The sequence below is a fragment of the Streptomyces sp. NBC_01571 genome (assembly GCF_026339875.1).
Taxonomy (GTDB): Bacteria; Actinomycetota; Actinomycetes; order Streptomycetales; family Streptomycetaceae; genus Streptomyces.
The window spans coordinates 3,301,925-3,320,831 of the sequence record NZ_JAPEPZ010000001.1 but is presented as its reverse complement, the minus strand read 5'-3'; the positions used below and the strand labels follow the sequence as shown (position 1 = coordinate 3,320,831).

Genomic DNA, 18,907 nt, shown 5'->3' with positions numbered 1-18,907 from the left:
CGTCGGGTCCTTTGACAGTCCCCCGGGATAAGGTCTGAGCGACGACACAGGAGGCATTCGGTTGATCTACGGCGCCATGAAGTTTTCCATCGGAGGGCCGCTGAAGCTTGCCTTCAGGCCCTGGGTGGAAGGCCTCGAGAACATTCCCGCCGAGGGCCCCGCCATCCTGGCAAGCAATCATCTGTCGTTCTCGGACTCGTTCTTCCTGCCCGCGGTCCTCGACCGCAAGGTGACCTTCATCGCGAAGGCGGAGTACTTCACGACGCCCGGCGTCAAGGGCAGGATGACCGCCGCGTTCTTCAAGGGCGTGGGCCAGCTCCCGGTGGACCGCTCCGGCGGGCGCGGCGCGGGCGAGGCGGCGGTCAAGAGCGGTATCGACGTCATCGAGCGCGGTGAGCTGTTCGGCATCTATCCGGAGGGCACGCGCTCGCCCGACGGACGCCTGTACCGCGGCAAGCCGGGCGGCCTCGCGCGCGTGGCCCTCGCCACCGGCGCCCCGGTCATCCCGGTCGCCATGATCGACACCGAGAAGATCCAGCCGCCGGGCAAGGTGATGCCCAAGCTGATGCGCCCGGGCATCCGCATCGGCAAGCCGCTCGACTTCGGCCGGTACGCGGGCATGGAGCACGACCGCTTCGTGCTGCGCGCGGTGACCGACGAGGTCATGTACGAGATCATGAAGCTCTCCGGCCAGGAGTACGTCGACATCTACGCGACCGCCGCCAAGCGGCAGATCGCGGACGCGGCGAAGGCCGAGAAGCAGGCGCAGAAGGAAGCCGAACAGGCGCAGAGGGAGGCCGCGAAGGCGGCCGGGACCGAAGAAGGACGGGCGGCCGGCTCCTAGACGCGTTCGTCGGGGCGGCGGGGTGGGGGGCATGGCCAAGCGCGAGAGAGTCATGAGGATGTCGGTCGAGCAGCCGCTGTGGCGTGCGCTCACCGCGTACCGCGTGCTGACGATGCTGTACGCGATCGGGCTCTTCGTCACCGCGACAGCCAGGTTCGCCCACCCCTGGGTGGCCGTCGGCTACTACGCCGTCCTGTTCGTCTGGACCCTGGCGACCCTCCCCAGGGTCGCGAACGCGGCGAGCTGCACCAAGCGCTTCCTCGCCGTCGACCTGGCCGTGGCGCTCACCGGCATCCTGCTCACGCCGGTCGCGGTCACCCACCACAGCATCGTGGACGGCGGCCCCACGCTCCCGTCGATATGGACCGCGGGCTCCGTCCTGGCCTTCGCCATCAAGGGCGGCTGGCGCTGGGCGGCCTTCGCCTCCACGCTCGTCGCGGTCGCCAACCTAGTCGAGCGCGGCGCCCCCACCCGCGACACCGTCCACAACGTGATCCTCGTCTGGGTCGCGTCCATCGCCATCGGCTACGTCGTCGAGGTCGCCCGCGCCTCCGAGCTCACCCTCGCCCGCGCCCTGGAGATCGAGGCCGCCACCCGCGAACGCGAGCGCCTCGCCCGGGACATCCACGACGGGGTCCTGCAGGTTCTCGCCATGGTGCAGCGGCGCGGCAGCGCCCTCGGCGGCGAGGCCGCGGAGCTGGGCCGGATGGCGGGCGAGCAGGAGGTGGCGCTGCGCACGCTGGTCTCCGGCGGTCTGCTGCCCGTCTCGCGGGTGTCCGAGGACGCCGCGCTCGGCGCGGTCGTACGGGCCGTCGAGGAGCCGGACGACGACGGGAGCCCCGTCGATCTGCGGCTGCTGCTCGCCCCGTACGCCACCGCGCGCGTGACCCTCTCCGAGCCGGGCGCCCCGGTGCCGTTGCCCCCGGTGGCCGCCCGGGAGCTGGCCGCGGCCGTCGGCGCCGCCCTGGACAATGTGCGCAAGCACGTCGGTGAGAGCGCCCGCGCGTGGATCCTGGTCGAGGACGAGCCGGACACGGTGATCGTCACCGTGCGCGACGACGGTCCGGGCATCCCGGAGGGGCGGCTCGCCCAGGCCGAGGGGGAGGGGCGGCTCGGCGTGGCCCTGTCGATCCGCGGTCGGCTGCGCGAGCTGGGCGGCGCGGCCGAACTGATCTCGGTCCCGGGCCAGGGCACCGAGGTCGAGCTGAAGGTACCGAAGGTCCGACCGAGGGTCTGACGGGGGAAGGCGGAGCAGCGATGACGGACATGACGGGCACGACGGAGGCGGAGCAGCAGGTGGGCGAGGACCCGATCAAGGTCATGGTGGTGGACGACCACCCCATGTGGCGCGACGCCGTGGCCCGTGATCTCGCCGCGGCCGGTTTCGCCGTGGTGGCCACGGCGGGCGACGGCGAGCAGGCGGTGCGGCGTGCACGGGCCGTCGGCCCGGACGTTCTCGTGCTCGACCTGAACCTGCCGGCCAAGCCCGGTGTCCAGGTCTGCAAGGAGCTGGTCGGAGCCAACCCCGCGCTGCGCGTCCTCGTGCTGTCGGCCAGCGGTGAGCACGCCGACGTCCTGGAGGCGGTGAAGTCCGGGGCGACCGGCTATCTGCTGAAGTCGGCGTCCACGGAGGAGCTGACCGACGCGGTGCGCCGTACGGCGGTCGGCGACCCGGTGTTCACCCCGGGGCTCGCGGGCCTGGTCCTCGGCGAGTACCGCAGGCTCGCCTCCGAGCCGGTGCCGGCCGCGGGAGCGGGCGAGCCCAAGGCCCCGCAGCTGACCGACCGCGAGACCGAGGTGCTCCGCCTGGTGGCGAAGGGCCTGAGCTACAAGCAGATCGCCGAGCGGCTGGTCATCTCCCACCGCACGGTCCAGAACCATGTGCAGAACACCCTGGGCAAGCTCCAGCTGCACAACCGGGTGGAGCTGGTTCGCTATGCCATAGAACGTGGTCTTGACGAGGCGTAAACACGGTGTTGTCCACCATCGAGTGAATGATGAGTGATCAACACCCGCACATTTCAATGGAATTGCCCTTCCGCCCCATGACGAAGTGACCTGGATCACTATTAACGTGAGTCCCCTCAGGCAATCGCGGCGAAGGGACTTTTCCATGCGGGTCGGAGTACTGACCGGAGGCGGCGACTGCCCCGGACTCAACGCCGTCATCCGGGGCATCGTCCGCAAGGGCGTGCAGGAGTACGACTACGACTTCGTCGGCTTCCGCGACGGCTGGCGCGGACCGCTCGAGAACGACACCGTCCGGCTCGACATCCCCGCCGTCCGCGGCATCCTGCCCCGTGGCGGCACCATCCTCGGCTCCTCGCGGACGAATCCGCTCAAGCAGGAGAACGGCATCCGGCGCATCAAGGAGAACCTCGCCAAGCAGGAGGTCGAGGCGCTCATCGCGATCGGCGGCGAGGACACCCTGGGCGTGGCCGCGCGCCTCCACGACGAGTACGGCATCCATGTCATCGGTGTCCCCAAGACCATCGACAACGACCTGTCCGCCACCGACTACACGTTCGGCTTCGACACGGCGGTCGGCATCGCGACGGAGGCGATCGACCGCCTGCACACCACCGCCGAGTCGCACATGCGCGTCCTCGTCGTCGAGGTGATGGGCCGTCACGCCGGCTGGATCGCCATCCACTCCGGGCTCGCGGGCGGCGCGAACGTCATCCTCATCCCCGAACAGCGCTTCGACGTCGACCAGGTCTGCGCCTGGGTCACGTCACGCTTCAAGGCCTCGTACGCGCCGATCGTGGTCGTCGCCGAGGGTGCCATGCCCAAGGACGGCGACGCGGTGCTCAAGGACGGCACGCTCGACTCCTTCGGCCACGTCCGGCTCTCCGGCGTCGGGGAGTGGCTGGCCAAGGAGATCGAGAGGCGCACCGGCAAGGAGGCCCGCACCACGGTCCTCGGCCACGTCCAGCGCGGCGGTACCCCCAGTGCCTTCGACCGCTGGCTCGCCACCCGCTTCGGTCTGCACGCCATCGAGGCCGTCCGCGACGGCGACTTCGGCAAGATGGTCGCCCTGCGCGGCACGGACATCGTCCGGGTCCCGATCTCGGAGGCCACGGCCAAGCTGAAGACGGTCGACCCGAAGCTGTACGAGGAGGTCGGCGTCTTCTTCGGCTGACCCGCACCGCCCCCGACGCGCCGCCACGTCCCACCCGTGGCGGCGTTCGGCGTACCGCACCGCGGACGCCGTCGGCCCGGATCATCGACGGCCCGGTGTGCGACATCCTCGACAGCACGGTGCGCAGCGTCCTCGATTACACAGCCGGCCGCCGCTCGGACAGCGTGCCGGTGCCGCGCAGCTGAGCGATCAGCTCCCGCACGACGGCGGTCCCGTTCAGCGTCAGCACCGACTCCGGGTGGAACTGGACGCCAGCGAACCCGGGCCCGCGCAGCGCGTGCACCTCCCCGGCACCGCTTCGGGCGACCTCGACGCCGTGCGCCGCCAGCTCCGCCGCCGCCTCGTCGTCGCACCGCGCCACGAAACTGTTGTAGAAGCCGACGGTCTCCGTCCGCCCGAACAGATCGATCGTGGTCTGCGCGCCCTGGTACGGGACCTCCTTGCGGACCGTCTCCAGGCCCAGCTCCGCCGCGATCAGCTCGTGGCCCAGGCACACGCCGAGCACTCCGTGCCGGTGCTCCCGGATCACCTCGGACGCGAGGCCGCGCAGGAACCGCATCTTGGGGTCGTCCGTGTCGGAGGGGTCACCGGGGCCGGGACCGAGCACCACCGGACCCGCGTGCGCGCGGACCGTCTCCCGCAGCCCCGGCTCGTCGTACCGCCGCACGCTCACCTCCAGCCCCGACGACCGCAGCACGTGCGCGAGCATCGCGGTGAAGGTGTCCTCCCCGTCCACCACGAGGGCATGGCCCTCCAGGGAGCCGGTCCGCTCCTGCATCCGCAGCCAGAACGGCGCGAGCGAGGCCCGCCGGCCGTCGAGCGCGGCCCGCACCCGCGGATCGTCGGCCAGCTTCGGCCGTACGCCCGGCGCGCGCGGGCTCCTCTCCACGACCCCCAGCGCGGCCAGCACCCCCGCCGCCTTCGCGTGCGTCTCCGCGACCTCGCCCGCCGGGTCCGAGCCCCGGACCAGCGTGGCGCCCACCGGCACCCGCAGCCGCCCGCCCGCGTCGATGTCGGCTGTCCGGATGAGGATGGGGGAGTCGAGGGTCTGGGCGCCGCCCGCGTCCCGCCCGAGCAGGGCCAGCGCGCCCGCGTAGTAGCCGCGTCCGACACCGTCCCGGCCGAGGGGCTCGTACCGCTCGATCACCCGGCACGCGTTCTGCACCGGCGACCCGGTGACCGTCGCCGCGAACATGGTCTCCTTCAGGATCTCGCGCGCGTCCAGCGAGGACCGGCCCCGCAACTCGTACTCGGTGTGCGCGAGATGGGACATCTCCTTCAGCCGCGGTCCGATCACGACCCCGCCCATGTCGCCGACCGTGCACATCATCTTGAGCTCCTCGTCCACGACCATGGAGAGCTCCTCGATCTCCTTGCCGTCGGCGAGGAAGCCGAGCAGACCCTCGGCGGAGGGTCCCCCCGCGGGGTAGCGGTACGTCCCGCTGATCGGGTTCATCACCACGGTCCCGCCGGACATCCGCACGTGCACCTCGGGGCTCGCCCCGACCAGCGTCCGGTTCCCGGTGTGCACGACATACGTCCAGTACGCGCCCCGCTCGCCGACCAGCAGCCGCCGGAAGAGGGCCAGCGCGTCCGCCTTGCCGAACCCCGGGATCTCCCCCTCGTACGTACGCCTGATGACGAAGTTCGAGCCCTCGCCGCGTCCGATCTCCTCGCGCAGCACGCGCCCGACGATCCCGGCGTACTCCTCGTCGCCGACGTCGAAGCCGCCGCCCTCGACGCGCACGTCGTGCTCCGGCAACTGGGCCAGGGCCCGCTCCAGCGGCAGCTCGTGCCTCTCCTCGGGGGTCAGTGCCGCGAGCGGTGTGCCGTCGTCGCGCACGTCGAAGCCGCGCTCACGGATCTGGCGGAAGGGGATGAGCGCGAGGGCCTCGTCGGGCAGGTCGGCGAGCCGGTCGTACTCGGCCACGGGTCCGAGCAGCACCTCCACCGTGCCCGCCTCCTCGGTGGAGCGGCCGGGGGTACGGCGGCACAGCAGGGCGAACGGGCGGGGATCGTCCAGCAGGTCGAGCAGGTTCATCGGTCCTGTTCCTTCTCACATCGGAGAGGAACGACCCCGGAAAACGCCGAAGGCCGCCCCTCGGGCGGCCTTCGCGAAGTCTTGCGTACGCGCAGTCAGTGGGCCGCCGGATGAGCGGTCCACCACCAGGTCTGGTGCGAGTGCGCGAACATGCGCCGCACATTACCCGACACCGGGGGACGGGCGACAGCGCGACGCGTCCGCGCGCGGCGTCCGTGCTTCGGCCGCCTTTACGAGGGCGACACGGCCGACGCGGCCGGGCCCCGCGGCGGTCCAGTGATCCCCCTAGACTGCGTCCGCCACGGCGCGGCCCGCCCACCGCCCCAGAGCACCTGCTCCGACGGCCGACCCGCAGCTCACACCGCCTGCCGGACCGTCTCGGCACGAGCGTGGCGCGTCTCAATCGCTGGGCACCGGGAGAGCACGCCGCGCGCGACCCCGTAGTGTTGTGTAGGTGACCGTGAACGCTAAGTCCAGCGCAAGCGCTGGCAACACCTGGCGAGACCTGCCCGCGGCGCAGCAGCCCGAGTACCCCGATGCCGAGGCTCTGCGCGATGTGATCGCGGACCTCGAGTCGTATCCGCCGCTCGTCTTCGCGGGCGAGTGCGACCAGCTGCGCGCCCGGATGGCATCCGTCGCCAAGGGAGAGGCGTTCCTCCTCCAGGGCGGCGACTGCGCCGAGGCCTTCGACGCGGTGTCGGCCGACCAGATCCGCAACAAGCTCAAGACCCTGCTCCAGATGGGTGCCGTGCTCACGTACGCCGCCTCGGTGCCGGTGGTGAAGGTCGGCCGGATCGCCGGCCAGTACTCCAAGCCGCGATCCAAGGGCACCGAGACCCGGGACGGCGTGACCCTGCCGACGTACCGCGGCGACTCGGTCAACGGGTTCGACTTCAACGAGAAGGCCCGTGTCCCGGACCCCGAGCGGCTGAAGCGGATGTACAACGCGTCCGCCTCCACGCTCAACCTGGTGCGCGCCTTCGCCACCGGTGGCTACGCCGACCTGCGCCAGGTCCACGCCTGGAACCAGGACTTCGTGAGGTCGTCCCCGTCCGGCCAGCGCTACGAGCAGCTGGCGCGCGAGATCGACAACGCGATGAACTTCATGCGGGCCTGCGGCACCGACCCGGAGGAGTTCAAGACCGTCGAGTTCTACGCCTCCCACGAGGCGCTGCTCCTCGACTACGAGTCGGCGCTGACCCGCGTCGACTCCCGCACCGGCAAGCTGTACGACGTCTCGGGCCACATGGTGTGGATCGGTGAGCGCACCCGACAGTTGGACGGCGCGCACATCGAGTTCGCGTCCAAGATCCGCAACCCGATCGGCATCAAGCTGGGCCCGACGACGACGGCCCAGGACGCGCTGCAGTACATCGACCGTCTCGACCCGGAGCGCGAGCCGGGCCGGCTCACCTTCATCGTGCGGATGGGCGCGGACAAGGTCCGTGACAAGCTGCCCGAGCTGGTGGAGAAGGTCAGTGCCTCCGGAGCGACCGTGGCCTGGGTGACCGACCCGATGCACGGCAACACCTTCGAGGCGGCCTCGGGCCACAAGACCCGCCGCTTCGACGACGTGCTCGACGAGGTCAAGGGCTTCTTCGAGGTCCACAAGGGCCTGGGGACGCACCCCGGCGGCATCCATGTCGAGCTCACCGGTGACGACGTCACCGAGTGCGTGGGCGGCGGCGACGAGATCTTCGTCGACGACCTGCACCAGCGTTACGAGACGGCGTGCGACCCGCGTCTGAACCGCAGCCAGTCGCTCGACCTGGCCTTCCTGGTCGCCGAGATGTACCGCGACCAGTAGCGGATCGAGGTCTGTTCCGTCCCTCGCGGCGGGGTGCGGGTGGGGCGCGGATCACATACGATCCGCGCCCTCTCGCACTTTTGCGGACTCCGGACGGCAGGTAAGGTTAGGTTAGCCTCACCGTTCATCGGGAAGGCATCGCCAGTCGACCCCGCCCGGGAGGTGAACCGCGTGTACGTCTGCAGCTGCTTCGGTGTCACCGAGGCGCAGGTGAAGAAGCACGCGGAGGACGGTGCCTGCACCCCGCGCCAGATAGCGTCGGTGAGCAAGGCGGGCACGGACTGTGGTTCGTGCGTCCGCCAGATCCAGTCCCTGCTGGGCCGCGGTGCGTGCCCGCGCCGGGAGCTCGCGGAGCAGGGCAGGCCTGCCCTGGCGGAGCTCTCCGGCCTCGCGGGTCGCCCGGTGCCCGCGACTGCGGCCGAGGCCGCCTAGTTCCCGTACCGGTCCCGCTGGTTCCCGTAACAGCCCCGCCGTCGGATCAGCTGTCCGGCTGCTCGATCAGCTGTGCGATGTAGAGCGCCTCACCGAGCTTCTCGACCAGCTCCAGCTGGGTGTCCAGATAGTCGATGTGGTGCTCCTCGTCCTTGAGGATCGACTCGAAGATTTTCGCGGACGTGATGTCGCCCTTGCCGCGCATCACCTCGATCCCGCGCCTGAGGCGGTCGATCGCCTCGATCTCCACCTGGCGGTCGGCCTGGAACATCTCGGTGACGGTCTGGCCCACCCGGACGTGGAAGAGCCGCTGGTAGTTGGGCAGGCCCTCCAGGAAGAGAATGCGGTCGGTCAGTACCTCCGCGTGCTTCATCTCGTCGAAGGACTCGTGACGCGTGTACTTCGCGAGCTTCGTCCAGCCGAAGTTCTCCTGCATCTTCGCGTGCAGGAAGTACTGGTTGATCGCGGTCAGCTCACCGGTGAGCTGCTCGTTGAGGAACTCGATGACCTCGGGGTCGCCCTGCATCGCAGAGGCTCCTTCCAGGCGGGGGAACCGGGCAGTTTGCGCTGCATCCTCGCATCGGCGTTCCGGGGCGTCCAGTAAGTGCATACTTAGTCGATTTGCCCTGATGGGGGTTGTGCTGGTCATGGGCACCGTCCCGGGTCTGTCAGGATGGAGTCATGGGTCAGCCGGTGGAGCGAGGAACGGGAGCGGCGGCACAGTCGGAGCTTCCGCCGGGGCAGCGACTGCAGCGTGGCTGGCCCGTCACGCACTACGGTCCCGTGCCCAAGTTCCGCCCCGAACGCTGGGAGTTCAGGGTCTTCGGCGCCACCGCGGACGGCGAGAAGCACTGCTGGACCCACGAGGAGTTCACAGCCCTTCCGTACACCTCGGTCATGGCCGATCTGCACTGCGTCACGAAGTTCAGCATGCTCGGGGCCGAATGGGGCGGCATCCCCGCGCGCACGATCCTGGAGATCGCGCCGCCCTCGCCCGCCGTCACCCATGTGATGGTCTGGGCCGAGTACGGATTCAGCTCGAATCTGCGCCTCGACGACTTCGCCTCCGACCGCGCGATCTTCGCCACCCACAAAGACGGCGAACTGCTGACGGCGGAGCACGGGTTCCCGCTCCGCCTGGTCGTCCCGCACCTGTACGCCTGGAAGGGGCCCAAGTGGGTCCGCGGCGTCGAGTACATGACGGCCGACCGCCGCGGATTCTGGGAGGAGCGCGGCTATCACAACATCGGCGACCCCTGGCGCGAGCAGCGCTACTCGTACCAGGAGGAGCCCGGGGACGGCCCCGAGCTCTGACCCGGCGTGCGCCGGCGCGTGCGTCAGTGGTGGTACCGGTGCACCACGGCGTGGCCCTTGCCGCGGCCGATCATCCACCGGTTCACCGGGGTGGTCACCACGAAGGCGAGGCCCAGGGAGACGGCCAGCGCGCCCCAGAACAGCAGGTCGTCGAGGTGTGCGTCCATCGCGTCCGGCCACAGCGCGATCACGCCGTTGTCGATCAGTTCCATCACCGCGATGGACAGGGTGTCCGCGGCGAGCGCGACCCGGAGGGCGGCCCTGAGGTCCACGCCGGCCCCGAGCACTCCGCGCAGGGTGAGCGAGTAACCGAAGACGAAGGCGAGGACGATCGCCAGGACCATCGTCGGAACGTTGCCCCAGCCGAGCGCGGTGCCCGCCACCATGCCGAGCACCTCGCCGACGGCACAGCCGGTGAGGCAGTGCAGAGTGGCCTGTGCGGCCGTCGACCAGGTGACCCGGCCCGTGGTGCGGGCGGCATGGGTGTGCGTGTGCGTCTCGGAGTGGGTGTGCGCGTCGTGCTGCATGAAGGGCCCCCGGCGTCAGGTGACGGTTCCTGTACCTGGGGCAACCTAACCTAATACCCCCTGGGGGTATTCCCTTGTCCAGCCGCCGTGTCCGCCGTGGCGTTCAGCCGTCGCGCAGCTTCTTCAGCCGCTCCACGTCCGCCGCGTGCCCCTCCTTGCCGCCGGGCGTCTCGATGATCAGCGGTACGCCCTCGGTGGCGGGGTGGGTCATCAGCGCGCGGAACGGGTCCTCGCCGATGTGACCGGAGCCGATGTTCTCGTGGCGGTCCTTGTGGGCGCCGACCACATCCTTGGAGTCGTTGGCGTGGATCAGCCTGAGCCGGCCCTCGCCGACGGTGTCCACCAGCAGATCCAGGGTCCGGTGCATCCCGGACGGTCCGGTCAGGTCGTGGCCCGCCGCGTAGATGTGGCAGGTGTCGAGACAGACCCCCAGCTTCGGATGGGCGTCCAGCGCCTCGAAGTACGGCCCGAAGTCCCAGGTCCGCGAGCACAGGGAGGCACCCTGGCCCGCGGTCGACTCCAGGAGGAGGTACGGGTCGTCGTCGTGGGTCAGCTCGTCCAGGAGCGGCAGCAGGTGGTCGCGTACCTGCGCGAGGGCCACCGCACGCTCCCGGCCCCCGGTGGCGCTCCCCGTGTGCACGACCACGCCGAGCGCGCCGATCTCCCGGCCCCGGCGCAGCGAGTGCCGCAGCGACTCCACCGACCTCTCGGCCGTCGCCGCCGTGTGCGAACCGAAGTTGATCAGATACGGGGCGTGCACGTACGCGGGGATCGACCCGGCCGCGCAGGCGGCGCGGAACTCCTCGTCCTGCTTCGGGTTCCCGGCGGGCGTCGCCCAGCCTCGCGGGTTGGCGACGAAGACCTGGACGGTCTCCGCGCCCATCTCGCGCGCGTAGGCCAGGCCGACGGAGTTGAGGCCGCCGGCCACGGGGACATGGCCGCCGACGGGATTGCGAAGCTGCTTGCTGGTCACACCCTTCAGGGTGCCACGCGCTCCGGTACACCCCGTCGGCGGACCTCCGGGTTCCGCTCGGCGGACCCACCGGCCCGGTTCCGCGGAATTCCGGCCCGGCTCAGCGGATCTCGATGGTGATCGTCGACCCCTTGGGCGCGGTCTTGCCGCCGTCCACCGACTGGCCCTTGACGTGGTCCCCGAAGAGCCCGAGCAGTCCACGGTCCTCGTCGACCTGGAACCCGGCGTCCTCGAGCGCCTTCGTCGCGTCGTCCACGCTGTCGCCCACCACGTCCGGCACCTGGACCATCTCGGGGCCCTTGGACACCGTCAGCGTGACGGTGTCGCCCGTGGCGGCCTCGCTGCCCGCGTCCGGCGACTGCCGGGCGACCTGGCCCTTGTCGAACTCCGAGGTGACCCGCCGGGCGGCGATCTTCACCTTCAGCCCCGCCTGTTCGAGCTCCGCCGTGGCGTCCTCGACGGACGTCCCGGTGACATCCGAGATCTCCACCGGACTGCCCTTGCTGACGACGAGGGCGATGGCGGAACCGGCGTGCCGTCGCGTGCCCGCCTCCGGATCCGTACGGATCACCGAGCCCTTGAGCACGTCCGCGCTGAACTCCCGCGTGATCATGCCCGCGGCGAGTCCGTCACCCTCCAGCACCTCCCGCGCCTTGGACAGCGTGAAGCCCGACAGGTCGGCCACCCGCACCGTCTTCGGGCCGTCGGAGACGGTCAGCGACACGGAGTCGTGGTCACGGATCCGCGCGCCGGGCTGCGGGTCACTGCTGATCACGGTGCCGCGCTTCACGGTGTCGCTGTACGCGTGCCTGACCTGCCCGACGTCGAGCCCGGCCGCCTCGATCCGCGACCTGGCCTGCGTCTCGGTCTTCGCCAGCAACAACGGGACCTTCGTGAACTGGCCGGAGTTGATGTACCAGACGCCCGCGCCCAGGCCGAGCGCCAGCAGGATCGCGGTCACGATCACGATCGTTCCGCGCCGGGGGCGTGAGCCGCGCCGCCGCGTGGGGGCGGGCGGCTCGGAGGCGAGCACACTGGTCTGCTCGAACCGGCTCGTCCGGTTGAGCCCGTCGGCCCCGCCGGCCGCGTCCTCTTCGTTCACCGGCAGCAGACGCGGCACGGACAGGGAGCGCGGGATCACGCTCGTACGGTCCTCCGCGTTGTCGTGGCCCGCGGTGACGGCCTGCGGCGGTACGGCGTCCAGCTGCTCGGCGGTGAGCCCCGCCCGCGCCTCCAGCACGTGGCCGAGCAGCGTCACCGCGTCGTGCGGGCGCATCCCGGGGTCGCGGGCGGTGGCCGCGGCGACCAGCTGGTCGAGCGCGAAGGGCATGCCCGGCACGGCGGCCGACGGCGGCGGCACGTCCGCGTTCAGATGCTGGTAGATCACCTGGGCGGGGGAGTCGCCGGAGTGCGGCTTGCCGCCGGTGAGCATCTCGTAGAGGACGACTCCGCAGGCGTACACGTCGACGCGGGTGTCGGCGGTGCCGTGCTCGATCTGCTCGGGAGCGAGATACGACACGGTGCCGAGCACGGACCCCGTCGTCTGCGTAACGGTGTCCACGGCCCGTACCAGGCCGAAATCCGCCACCTTGACCCGGCCGTCGTCCCCTATGAGGACGTTCTCGGGCTTCATGTCGCGGTGCACGAACCCGGCGCGGTGCGCGGCGCCCAGCGCGGCGAGCACCGGCTCCAGGACGTCCAGCGCGGCCCGCGGCTGGAGCGCCCCGCGCTCGCGCAGCACGTCACGCAGGGTGCAGCCCGCGACGTACTCCATGGCCAGATAGACGTACGACCCGTCCGTCCCCTGGTCGAAGACCTGCACCACGTTGGGGTGCGCGAGCCGGGCCACCGACTTGGCCTCGCGTATGAACCGCTCGACGAACGAGACGTCGGCGGCCAGCGTCGGGTGCATGACCTTGAGCGCGAGCACGCGGTCCAGACGGGTGTCCAGGGCCCTGTAGACCGTGGCCATTCCGCCGACCGCGATCCGGGCGTCGACGCGATAGCGGCCGTCGAGCATCTGCCCGACGAGCGGGTCCTGAAGGGTCGTATCCACGCAAGTGAGTCTACGAGCCGTCGCCGTCGGCCCTCTCGTTGTGGCCCGTACCGGGGCGGGACTGCAGCCGACCTGTGACGCACATCGCGCCGAAGAGGTGACGCGGCCCGCTCCGCTGACGGCGGCCCCACCACTCGGAGCCCCCACACTCCCACTGGCCGGAAACCGCCGTCACGCGACCGCCGGGAGGAGCCCGTGGTGTCACGGCCGGGTGCCACCGGCAGGCACCGGTCGCCCCGCCACGGTTCCCGGCACCCGGTGCCGCGGTGCCCGGTATCGCGGCGCTAGAAGGCCGGCCTCTCCGGATCCAGCCGCGCGAGACCTGCCGCGGGAGAGGACGCCGAGGCGAAGTGCCGCCGGGGAATCCGCCCCGCACGCCGCGCGAGACGCCCCGCCTCCACGGCGTGCCTCATGCCCTCGGCCATCAGCACCGGCTCCTGCGCCCGTGTCACGGCCGAGGCGAGCATCACACCGGCACACCCCAGCTCCATCGCCAGTGCCGCGTCCGACGCCGTACCGGCCCCCGCGTCCAGGATCACCGGCACGCGCGCGTGCTCCACGATCAGCTCGAAGTTGTGCGGGTTGCGGATCCCCAGGCCCGACCCGATGGGCGAGCCGAGCGGCATGACCGCCGCGCACCCGACATCCTCCAGCTTCCGCGCGAGCACGGGGTCGTCGTTCGTGTACGGCAGCACCGTGAATCCGTCGTCGACCAGCGTCTCCGCGGCGTCGAGCAGCTCGATCGGGTCGGGCAGCAGGGTGCGCTCGTCGGCGATGACCTCCAGCTTGACGAGATCGGTGCCGAGCGCTTCCCGGGCGAGCCGCGCGGTCAGCACGGCCTCGCCCGCGGTGAAGCACCCCGCCGTGTTCGGCAGGATCCGGATGCCGAGCCGGTCGAGCACGGACAGGACGGAGCCGTGCGCCGCGGGATCCACCCGGCGCATCGCGACCGTCGTCAGCTCCGTCCCGGACGCCACGAGCGACCGCTCCAGCACGTCGAGGCTGGGCGCACCCCCCGTACCCATGATCAGCCGGGACGTGAAGGACGTACCTCCGAGGACGAACGGATCGTCGGCCATGGGTCAGCCTCCTTGGACAGCGGTGAGGACTTCGACACGGTCTCCCTCGCGCAGGGACGTGGACGACCACCGGGTGCGCGGGACGACGGTCTCGTTGAGCGCGGCCGCGACGCCGGAGGGCGCCGCCGTGAGGGTGGCGACGAGCGTGTCGAGGGCGGTGCCCGCGGCGACGAGCCGGCGCTCGCCGTTGACGAGGATGTTCATACGGGCTGCTCCGTGCGTGTCGGGCTGAACCGGTGGGGAGTGAAGGGGCGCGCTTCCTCGGGGAGCTCCCCCGAGGCGAGGACGTGCGCCATGACGTCCCCGGTGACGGGAGTGAGCAGGACGCCGTTGCGGTGGTGGCCGGTGGCCAGCAGCAGTCCGTCGAGCCCGGTCGGGCCGAGCAGCGGAGCGTTGTCGGGCGAGCCGGGGCGCAGTCCGGCCCGGGTCTCGGTGAGCGGCAGTTCGGTGATCCCGGGCACCAGCTCATGGGCGTCGCGCAGCAGCTCGTACACGCCGCCCGCGGTCACCGTGGTGTCCCAGCCCAGCTCCTCGCTGGTCGCGCCGACGACGAGCTCGCCGCTCTCGCGCGGCACCAGATAGACCTGGCTGCCGCGGACCACGGCCCGTACGGTGCGGCTCAGGAAGGGCGCGTACCGTTTCGGCACGGTCAGCCGCAGCACCTGCCCCTTCACCGGGCGCACGGGCGGCCTCACGTCGTCGGGCACGCCCTTGAGCCTCCCGCTGAGGCTGCCCGCCGCCAGCACCACCTGCGCCGCCTCCAGCCGGTCGCCGCCCGCGGTGACGACCCCGGTGGCCCGCTCCCGGACCACGGTCAGCCGCTCCGCCCAGGTCCTGTGGAACCCCACTCCGGCTCGCTCGCATGCGGTGACCAGGGCCTTCGCGAGGCGGCGCGGGTCGATCTGGTGGTCGCCGTCGACGCGCAGACCACCACGGACACCGGGCGCGAGCATCGGCTCCAGCCGGCGGCACTCGCGACCGCTGAGCCACTCCGAGTCGAGCCCCGAACGGCTCTGCAGGTCATGCAGTTCACGCAGATGGGCGCGGTCGTCGGAGTCCAGGGCGACGGCCAGCGTGCCGCACCGGCGATAGCCGAGGTCCTGGCCCGCCGCCTCGGTGAGCTCGGCGACGAAGTCCGGATAGCGGCGCGCGGAGGCGAGGTTCAGGCCCAGCAGCGTCTGTTCGCCGTAGTGCAGCTCGGTGACGGCCGCGAGCATCCCGGCGGCGACCTGCGCGGCCCCGCCGCCGGGTTCCGGGTCCACGACCGTCGTGGTGAACCCGCGCTGGGCGGCCCGCCAGGCCGTGACCAGGCCGATGATCCCGCCCCCCACCACCAGGACGTCGGACGTGACGGACCTCTCCGCCGGTGTACGCGACATGGGCGTCCAGCCCCTCCCTTCGCCGGCATGACCCGGATCAGGTTCGTACGGTCGGAGGCCGCCAGCCTCCCTCTCAGCCCGGTGCGTCCGGGCTCCCGCGAGTGCTCTACGTTGACCACCCTAGCTCGCTGCCGCGGGCCTCAGTAAGGGAGCCTCCGCCCCATGGCCCGTTCGCTCGACGGCCTCGTCCTCGCCCCGGTCGCCGACCAGGCGCCGGGCCAGGTCGGGACCGGCACCCGGTTCACGTACCACGAGAAGGACGGCGAGATCTGGGCCGAGTACGCGGGCGGCGACATCGTCCGCGGCCGTCTCCTGGGGACCCGGGAGGGCGACCGCCTCGACTTCCGGTACGTACAGCTGGGACGCGACGGCACCACGTCCGGCGGACACTGCGTGTCCGTCGTGGTGGAGCTCTCCGACGGCCGGCTGCGGCTGGAGGAGACCTGGGAGTGGGAGTCGCGGACGGGCAGCGGGACGAGCGTCGTGGAACAGATCGAACCCCCTGCACGCCCCGCACTGGCCGCCCGCGCCGAACGGACCGGCTGACACCGAGTCGCATTGTGGAAGAGGTCACTGAGCACGTCCGCTGACTGACGGAATGTCAGGTGTCTATGGTGATCAGGTGAGCGAGCAGACGCAGGGGCAGACGCAGGGGCCTACGGCACGCCGGGTCGTCATCGCGGGCGCGGGCATGGCCGGCGTACAGACCGCGGTCGCCCTGCGCGAACAGGGCTTCACCGGCGGCGTGACACTGATCGGCGCCGAGCCGCACCAGCCGTACGACCGGCCGCCGTTGTCGAAGGCGGTGCTGCTCGGCAAGGCCGAGCACTCCGCCTTCGACATCGACTTCGAGGCGCTGGGCATCGAACTGAAGCTCGGCTGCGAGGCGCTGGGCCTGCGCCCCGGGGACCACGAGCTGGACACCGCCACGGGACCCGTGCCCTACGACGTCCTGGTCCTGGCGACCGGCGCGGAACCGATCCAGCTCCCCGGCGCGGAGGGCATGCCCGGCGTCCATCTCCTGCGCACCCTGGACGACGCCGAACGGCTGCGCCCGGTGCTCGCCCGGCAGCACGACATCGTGGTGGTCGGGGCGGGCTGGATCGGCGCCGAGTTCGCGACGGCGGCGCGCGAGGCCGGGTGCGCGGTGACGGTCGTCGAGGCCGCCGACCGGCCACTGGCCGGGGCACTGCCCGCCGAGGTGGCCGCGCCGATGGCCGCCTGGTACGCGGACAGCGGGGCCTCGTTGCGCACCCACGCGCGCGTGGAGCGCGTCGAGCCCGGCGCCGTCGTGCTCGACGACGGGTCCCGGGTGCCCGCGGGCGCCGTGGTCGTCGGCATCGGCGCCCGGCCCGCCACCGCCTGGCTGGCCGGCTCCGGCATCGAACTCGGAGCCCACCGCGAGGTCGTGGCCGACAGCCACCTGCGCACCTCGCTGCCGGACGTCTACGCGGTCGGCGACTGCGCCTCCTTCCCCTCGGGCCGGTACGAGGAGCGCCTCCTCGTCCACCACTGGGACAACGCTCTGCAGGGACCGCGCACGGTGGCGGCGAACATCATCGGCGAGGCCCCGGCGGCGTACGACCCGGTTCCGTACTTCTGGTCCGAGCAGTTCGGCCGTTTCGTCCAGTACGTCGGCCACCACGCGCCCGCCGACACGACCGTCTGGCGCGGCGACTCCTCGGGCGCCGCCTGGACGGTCTGCTGGCTGCGCGACTCCCGCCTCGTCGCCCTCCTGGCGGTGGGCCGCCCCCGCGACCTGGCCCAGGGCCGCCGTCTGATCGAGGCGGGCATGCCGCTGGACCCGGAGATCCTGTCGAATCCGTCACGTCCTCTGAAGGACGCCGCGGCGTGAGCGGGCTGCGGCGTCTTCCGTCGGGCGGGCGACGCTGGGGGGCCGGGTCTCGGGCCGGTGGGTTCCCTTGGCTGAAGGGCGCCGCGGCCTGAGCAGACTCCGGCGCCTTTCCTCGGGTGCGCGACGCTGGGGGACCGGTCCCGGGCCGGGAGTTCCCTCGCCCGGCGGACCCCGGGCCGGCCGGTTCCCCCGCCGGGCGGCGGCCGCGCCGCCGCCCGGTCCGCACGGGTGCCACCGCGCCGGAATTCGACGGAATTCCGCGAGATTCACGCGCTTCTGACGCGGGACGGGTGGCGCTCGGGTACCGAGTGTCAGTCCGGGATGGCAGGCTTGTCCCGTGACCGAGATTGACGCAAAGATCGATGCTCTCGTCCCCGCCTGGCTCACCCTCCCCGACATCGCCGAACAGTTCGGCGTCGAGGTGACCCGCGTCCGGCAGCTGGTCAAGGAAGGCCAGCTGATCGCCGTACGCCGTGGTGAGAACCGCGCGCTGCACGTCCCCGCCGCTTTCATCGACGAGGACAAGGTCGTCAAGGGCCTCACCGGCACCCTGACGCTCCTGCGGGACGACGGCTTCACCGACGAAGAGATGCTCGAGTGGCTCTTCACCTCCGACCCGACCCTGCCCGGCACCCCCGCGCAGGCGCTGAGCGAGAATCGCGGCACGGAGGTGAAGCGTCGCGCCCAGGCGCTCGCCGTCTGATCCGACAACACGTCCGGCGTACGGACCACGGCCGGCCCCGGACCACCCCGGCCGCCGTGGTCCGTACGCACCGCCGCACCACGGGGGACCCACGCATGCCCGAGAACGCCGCCCGCCTCGCCGACGCCCGCGTCTACCTCTGCACGGACGCGCGCACGCGCCAGGGCGACCTCGCCGAGTTCCTGGACGCCGTTCTGGCGAGTGGCGTCGACATCGTGCAGCTGCGCGACAAGGGCATGGAGGCGGCCGAGGAACTGGAACACCTCCAGGTCTTCGCCGACGCCTGCGCCCGCCACGGCAAGCTCCTCGCGGTCAACGACCGGGCGGACGTCGCCCACGCGGCCGGCGCCGACGTACTCCATCTGGGCCAGGGCGACCTCCCGGTCCCCGCGGCCCGCGCCATCCTCGGCGACGACGTCCTGATCGGCCGTTCCACGCACGCGGCGGCGGAGGCCTCGGCCGCCGCCGTCCAGGAGGGCGTGGACTACTTCTGCACCGGCCCCTGCTGGCCCACTCCCACCAAGCCCGGCCGCCACGCACCGGGCTTGGACCTGGTCCGCCACACCGCCGCGCTGGACACCGACCGCCCCTGGTTCGCCATCGGCGGCATCGACCTGGGCAACCTCGACGAGGTGCTGGAGGCCGGCGCCCGCCGTGTCGTCGTCGTACGCGCGATCACCGAGGCGGACGACCCCGCGGCGGCGGCCGCGGAGTTCGCGAAGCGGCTGCGGCAGGCCTGACCGCCCCGATCCGCA

At 71.6% G+C, this 18,907-nt stretch carries 20 protein-coding genes and 1 riboswitch; of the genes, 11 read left to right on the top strand and 9 right to left on the bottom strand.

All coding sequences use genetic code 11. The features are described 5' to 3' along the window. The first annotated feature begins 64 nt into the window (after positions 1-64). The 4 genes from OHB41_RS14960 to OHB41_RS14945 all read left to right on the top strand — a co-directional run bounded on the left by OHB41_RS14960 (position 65) and on the right by OHB41_RS14945 (position 3,986). The gene (locus tag OHB41_RS14960) at positions 65-844 is read left to right on the top strand and encodes a lysophospholipid acyltransferase family protein (RefSeq protein WP_451290354.1); all 780 of its coding nucleotides are present in this window, start codon (positions 65-67) and stop codon (positions 842-844) included. A 31-nt stretch (positions 845-875) separates the two neighbouring features. After that, complete coding sequence (macS, locus tag OHB41_RS14955) at positions 876-2,081, top strand: MacS family sensor histidine kinase (protein WP_266698611.1); 1,206 nt, start codon at positions 876-878, stop codon at positions 2,079-2,081. Between the two features lie 29 nt (positions 2,082-2,110). After that, entirely contained in the window at positions 2,111-2,812 is a 702-nt protein-coding gene (locus OHB41_RS14950) for a response regulator (RefSeq protein ID WP_451290352.1), read from the top strand. 145 nt (positions 2,813-2,957) lie between these two features. Then, on the top strand, positions 2,958-3,986 hold the full coding sequence (locus tag OHB41_RS14945) for a 6-phosphofructokinase (RefSeq protein WP_266698609.1): 1,029 nt from the start codon (positions 2,958-2,960) through the stop codon (positions 3,984-3,986). A gap of 136 nt (positions 3,987-4,122) precedes the next feature. Here the strand turns inward: OHB41_RS14945 and OHB41_RS14940 are convergent, their stop codons facing one another. Both OHB41_RS14940 and OHB41_RS52310 read right to left on the bottom strand, forming a co-directional pair. Further along, the gene (locus OHB41_RS14940; RefSeq protein WP_266698607.1) at positions 4,123-6,027 is read right to left on the bottom strand and encodes an anthranilate synthase family protein; all 1,905 of its coding nucleotides are present in this window, start codon (positions 6,025-6,027) and stop codon (positions 4,123-4,125) included. A gap of 95 nt (positions 6,028-6,122) precedes the next feature. After that, on the bottom strand, positions 6,123-6,179 hold the full coding sequence (locus OHB41_RS52310) for a trp operon leader peptide (protein ID WP_148014101.1): 57 nt from the start codon (positions 6,177-6,179) through the stop codon (positions 6,123-6,125). A gap of 302 nt (positions 6,180-6,481) precedes the next feature. Here OHB41_RS52310 and OHB41_RS14935 point away from each other — a divergent pair, with 302 nt between their 5' ends. Then, positions 6,482-7,834 (top strand): class II 3-deoxy-7-phosphoheptulonate synthase, encoded by a 1,353-nt coding sequence (locus tag OHB41_RS14935; RefSeq protein ID WP_266698605.1) that lies wholly within the window; start codon positions 6,482-6,484, stop codon positions 7,832-7,834. Between the two features lie 162 nt (positions 7,835-7,996). Then, positions 7,997-8,266 carry a (2Fe-2S)-binding protein gene (locus OHB41_RS14930; RefSeq protein ID WP_323138375.1) on the top strand — a complete coding sequence of 90 codons (270 nt, stop codon included), beginning with the start codon at positions 7,997-7,999 and terminating at the stop codon, positions 8,264-8,266. Positions 8,267-8,312: 46 nt separating this feature from the next. On the opposite strand, the gene bfr is transcribed toward OHB41_RS14930, so the two are convergent. After that, entirely contained in the window at positions 8,313-8,792 is a 480-nt protein-coding gene (bfr, locus tag OHB41_RS14925) for a bacterioferritin (protein WP_266698602.1), read from the bottom strand. Positions 8,793-8,947: 155 nt separating this feature from the next. Here bfr and OHB41_RS14920 point away from each other — a divergent pair, with 155 nt between their 5' ends. Next, positions 8,948-9,580, top strand: a complete 633-nt coding sequence (locus OHB41_RS14920; protein WP_266698601.1) for a sulfite oxidase-like oxidoreductase — start codon at positions 8,948-8,950, stop codon at positions 9,578-9,580. 23 nt (positions 9,581-9,603) lie between these two features. On the opposite strand, the gene OHB41_RS14915 is transcribed toward OHB41_RS14920, so the two are convergent. From OHB41_RS14915 to thiO, 6 genes are all read right to left on the bottom strand, one after another. Further along, positions 9,604-10,107, bottom strand: a complete 504-nt coding sequence (locus OHB41_RS14915; RefSeq protein ID WP_266698599.1) for a DUF4396 domain-containing protein — start codon at positions 10,105-10,107, stop codon at positions 9,604-9,606. A 103-nt stretch (positions 10,108-10,210) separates the two neighbouring features. Beyond that, positions 10,211-11,080, bottom strand: a complete 870-nt coding sequence (locus OHB41_RS14910; RefSeq protein WP_266698597.1) for a deoxyribonuclease IV — start codon at positions 11,078-11,080, stop codon at positions 10,211-10,213. Positions 11,081-11,180: 100 nt separating this feature from the next. Next, positions 11,181-13,136, bottom strand: a complete 1,956-nt coding sequence (gene pknB / locus OHB41_RS14905; RefSeq protein WP_266698595.1) for a Stk1 family PASTA domain-containing Ser/Thr kinase — start codon at positions 13,134-13,136, stop codon at positions 11,181-11,183. A gap of 284 nt (positions 13,137-13,420) precedes the next feature. After that, entirely contained in the window at positions 13,421-14,215 is a 795-nt protein-coding gene (locus tag OHB41_RS14900; RefSeq protein ID WP_266698593.1) for a thiazole synthase, read from the bottom strand. 3 nt (positions 14,216-14,218) lie between these two features. Next, positions 14,219-14,419: a sulfur carrier protein ThiS gene (gene thiS, locus OHB41_RS14895; RefSeq protein ID WP_266698592.1), complete on the bottom strand. Its 201-nt coding sequence runs from the start codon at positions 14,417-14,419 to the stop codon at positions 14,219-14,221. Continuing rightward, on the bottom strand, positions 14,416-15,594 hold the full coding sequence (thiO, locus tag OHB41_RS14890; protein WP_266698590.1) for a glycine oxidase ThiO: 1,179 nt from the start codon (positions 15,592-15,594) through the stop codon (positions 14,416-14,418). Before thiO ends, thiS begins: the two co-directional genes overlap by 4 nt. Next, positions 15,592-15,703: riboswitch (TPP riboswitch) on the bottom strand. It overlaps the preceding gene by 3 nt. A 53-nt stretch (positions 15,704-15,756) precedes the next feature. Between thiO and OHB41_RS14885 the strand changes: the two genes are divergently transcribed. The 4 genes from OHB41_RS14885 (at position 15,757) to thiE (ending at position 18,892) form a co-directional block, all read left to right on the top strand. Next, on the top strand, positions 15,757-16,140 hold the full coding sequence (locus OHB41_RS14885) for an avidin-fold protein (protein ID WP_266698589.1): 384 nt from the start codon (positions 15,757-15,759) through the stop codon (positions 16,138-16,140). Between the two features lie 76 nt (positions 16,141-16,216). Next, complete coding sequence (locus tag OHB41_RS14880) at positions 16,217-17,449, top strand: NAD(P)/FAD-dependent oxidoreductase (RefSeq protein WP_266698588.1); 1,233 nt, start codon at positions 16,217-16,219, stop codon at positions 17,447-17,449. A 337-nt stretch (positions 17,450-17,786) separates the two neighbouring features. Further along, positions 17,787-18,152: an Rv2175c family DNA-binding protein gene (locus tag OHB41_RS14875; RefSeq protein WP_266698587.1), complete on the top strand. Its 366-nt coding sequence runs from the start codon at positions 17,787-17,789 to the stop codon at positions 18,150-18,152. A 95-nt stretch (positions 18,153-18,247) separates the two neighbouring features. Beyond that, on the top strand, positions 18,248-18,892 hold the full coding sequence (gene thiE, locus OHB41_RS14870) for a thiamine phosphate synthase (protein WP_266698586.1): 645 nt from the start codon (positions 18,248-18,250) through the stop codon (positions 18,890-18,892). Positions 18,893-18,907: the final 15 nt, after the last annotated feature.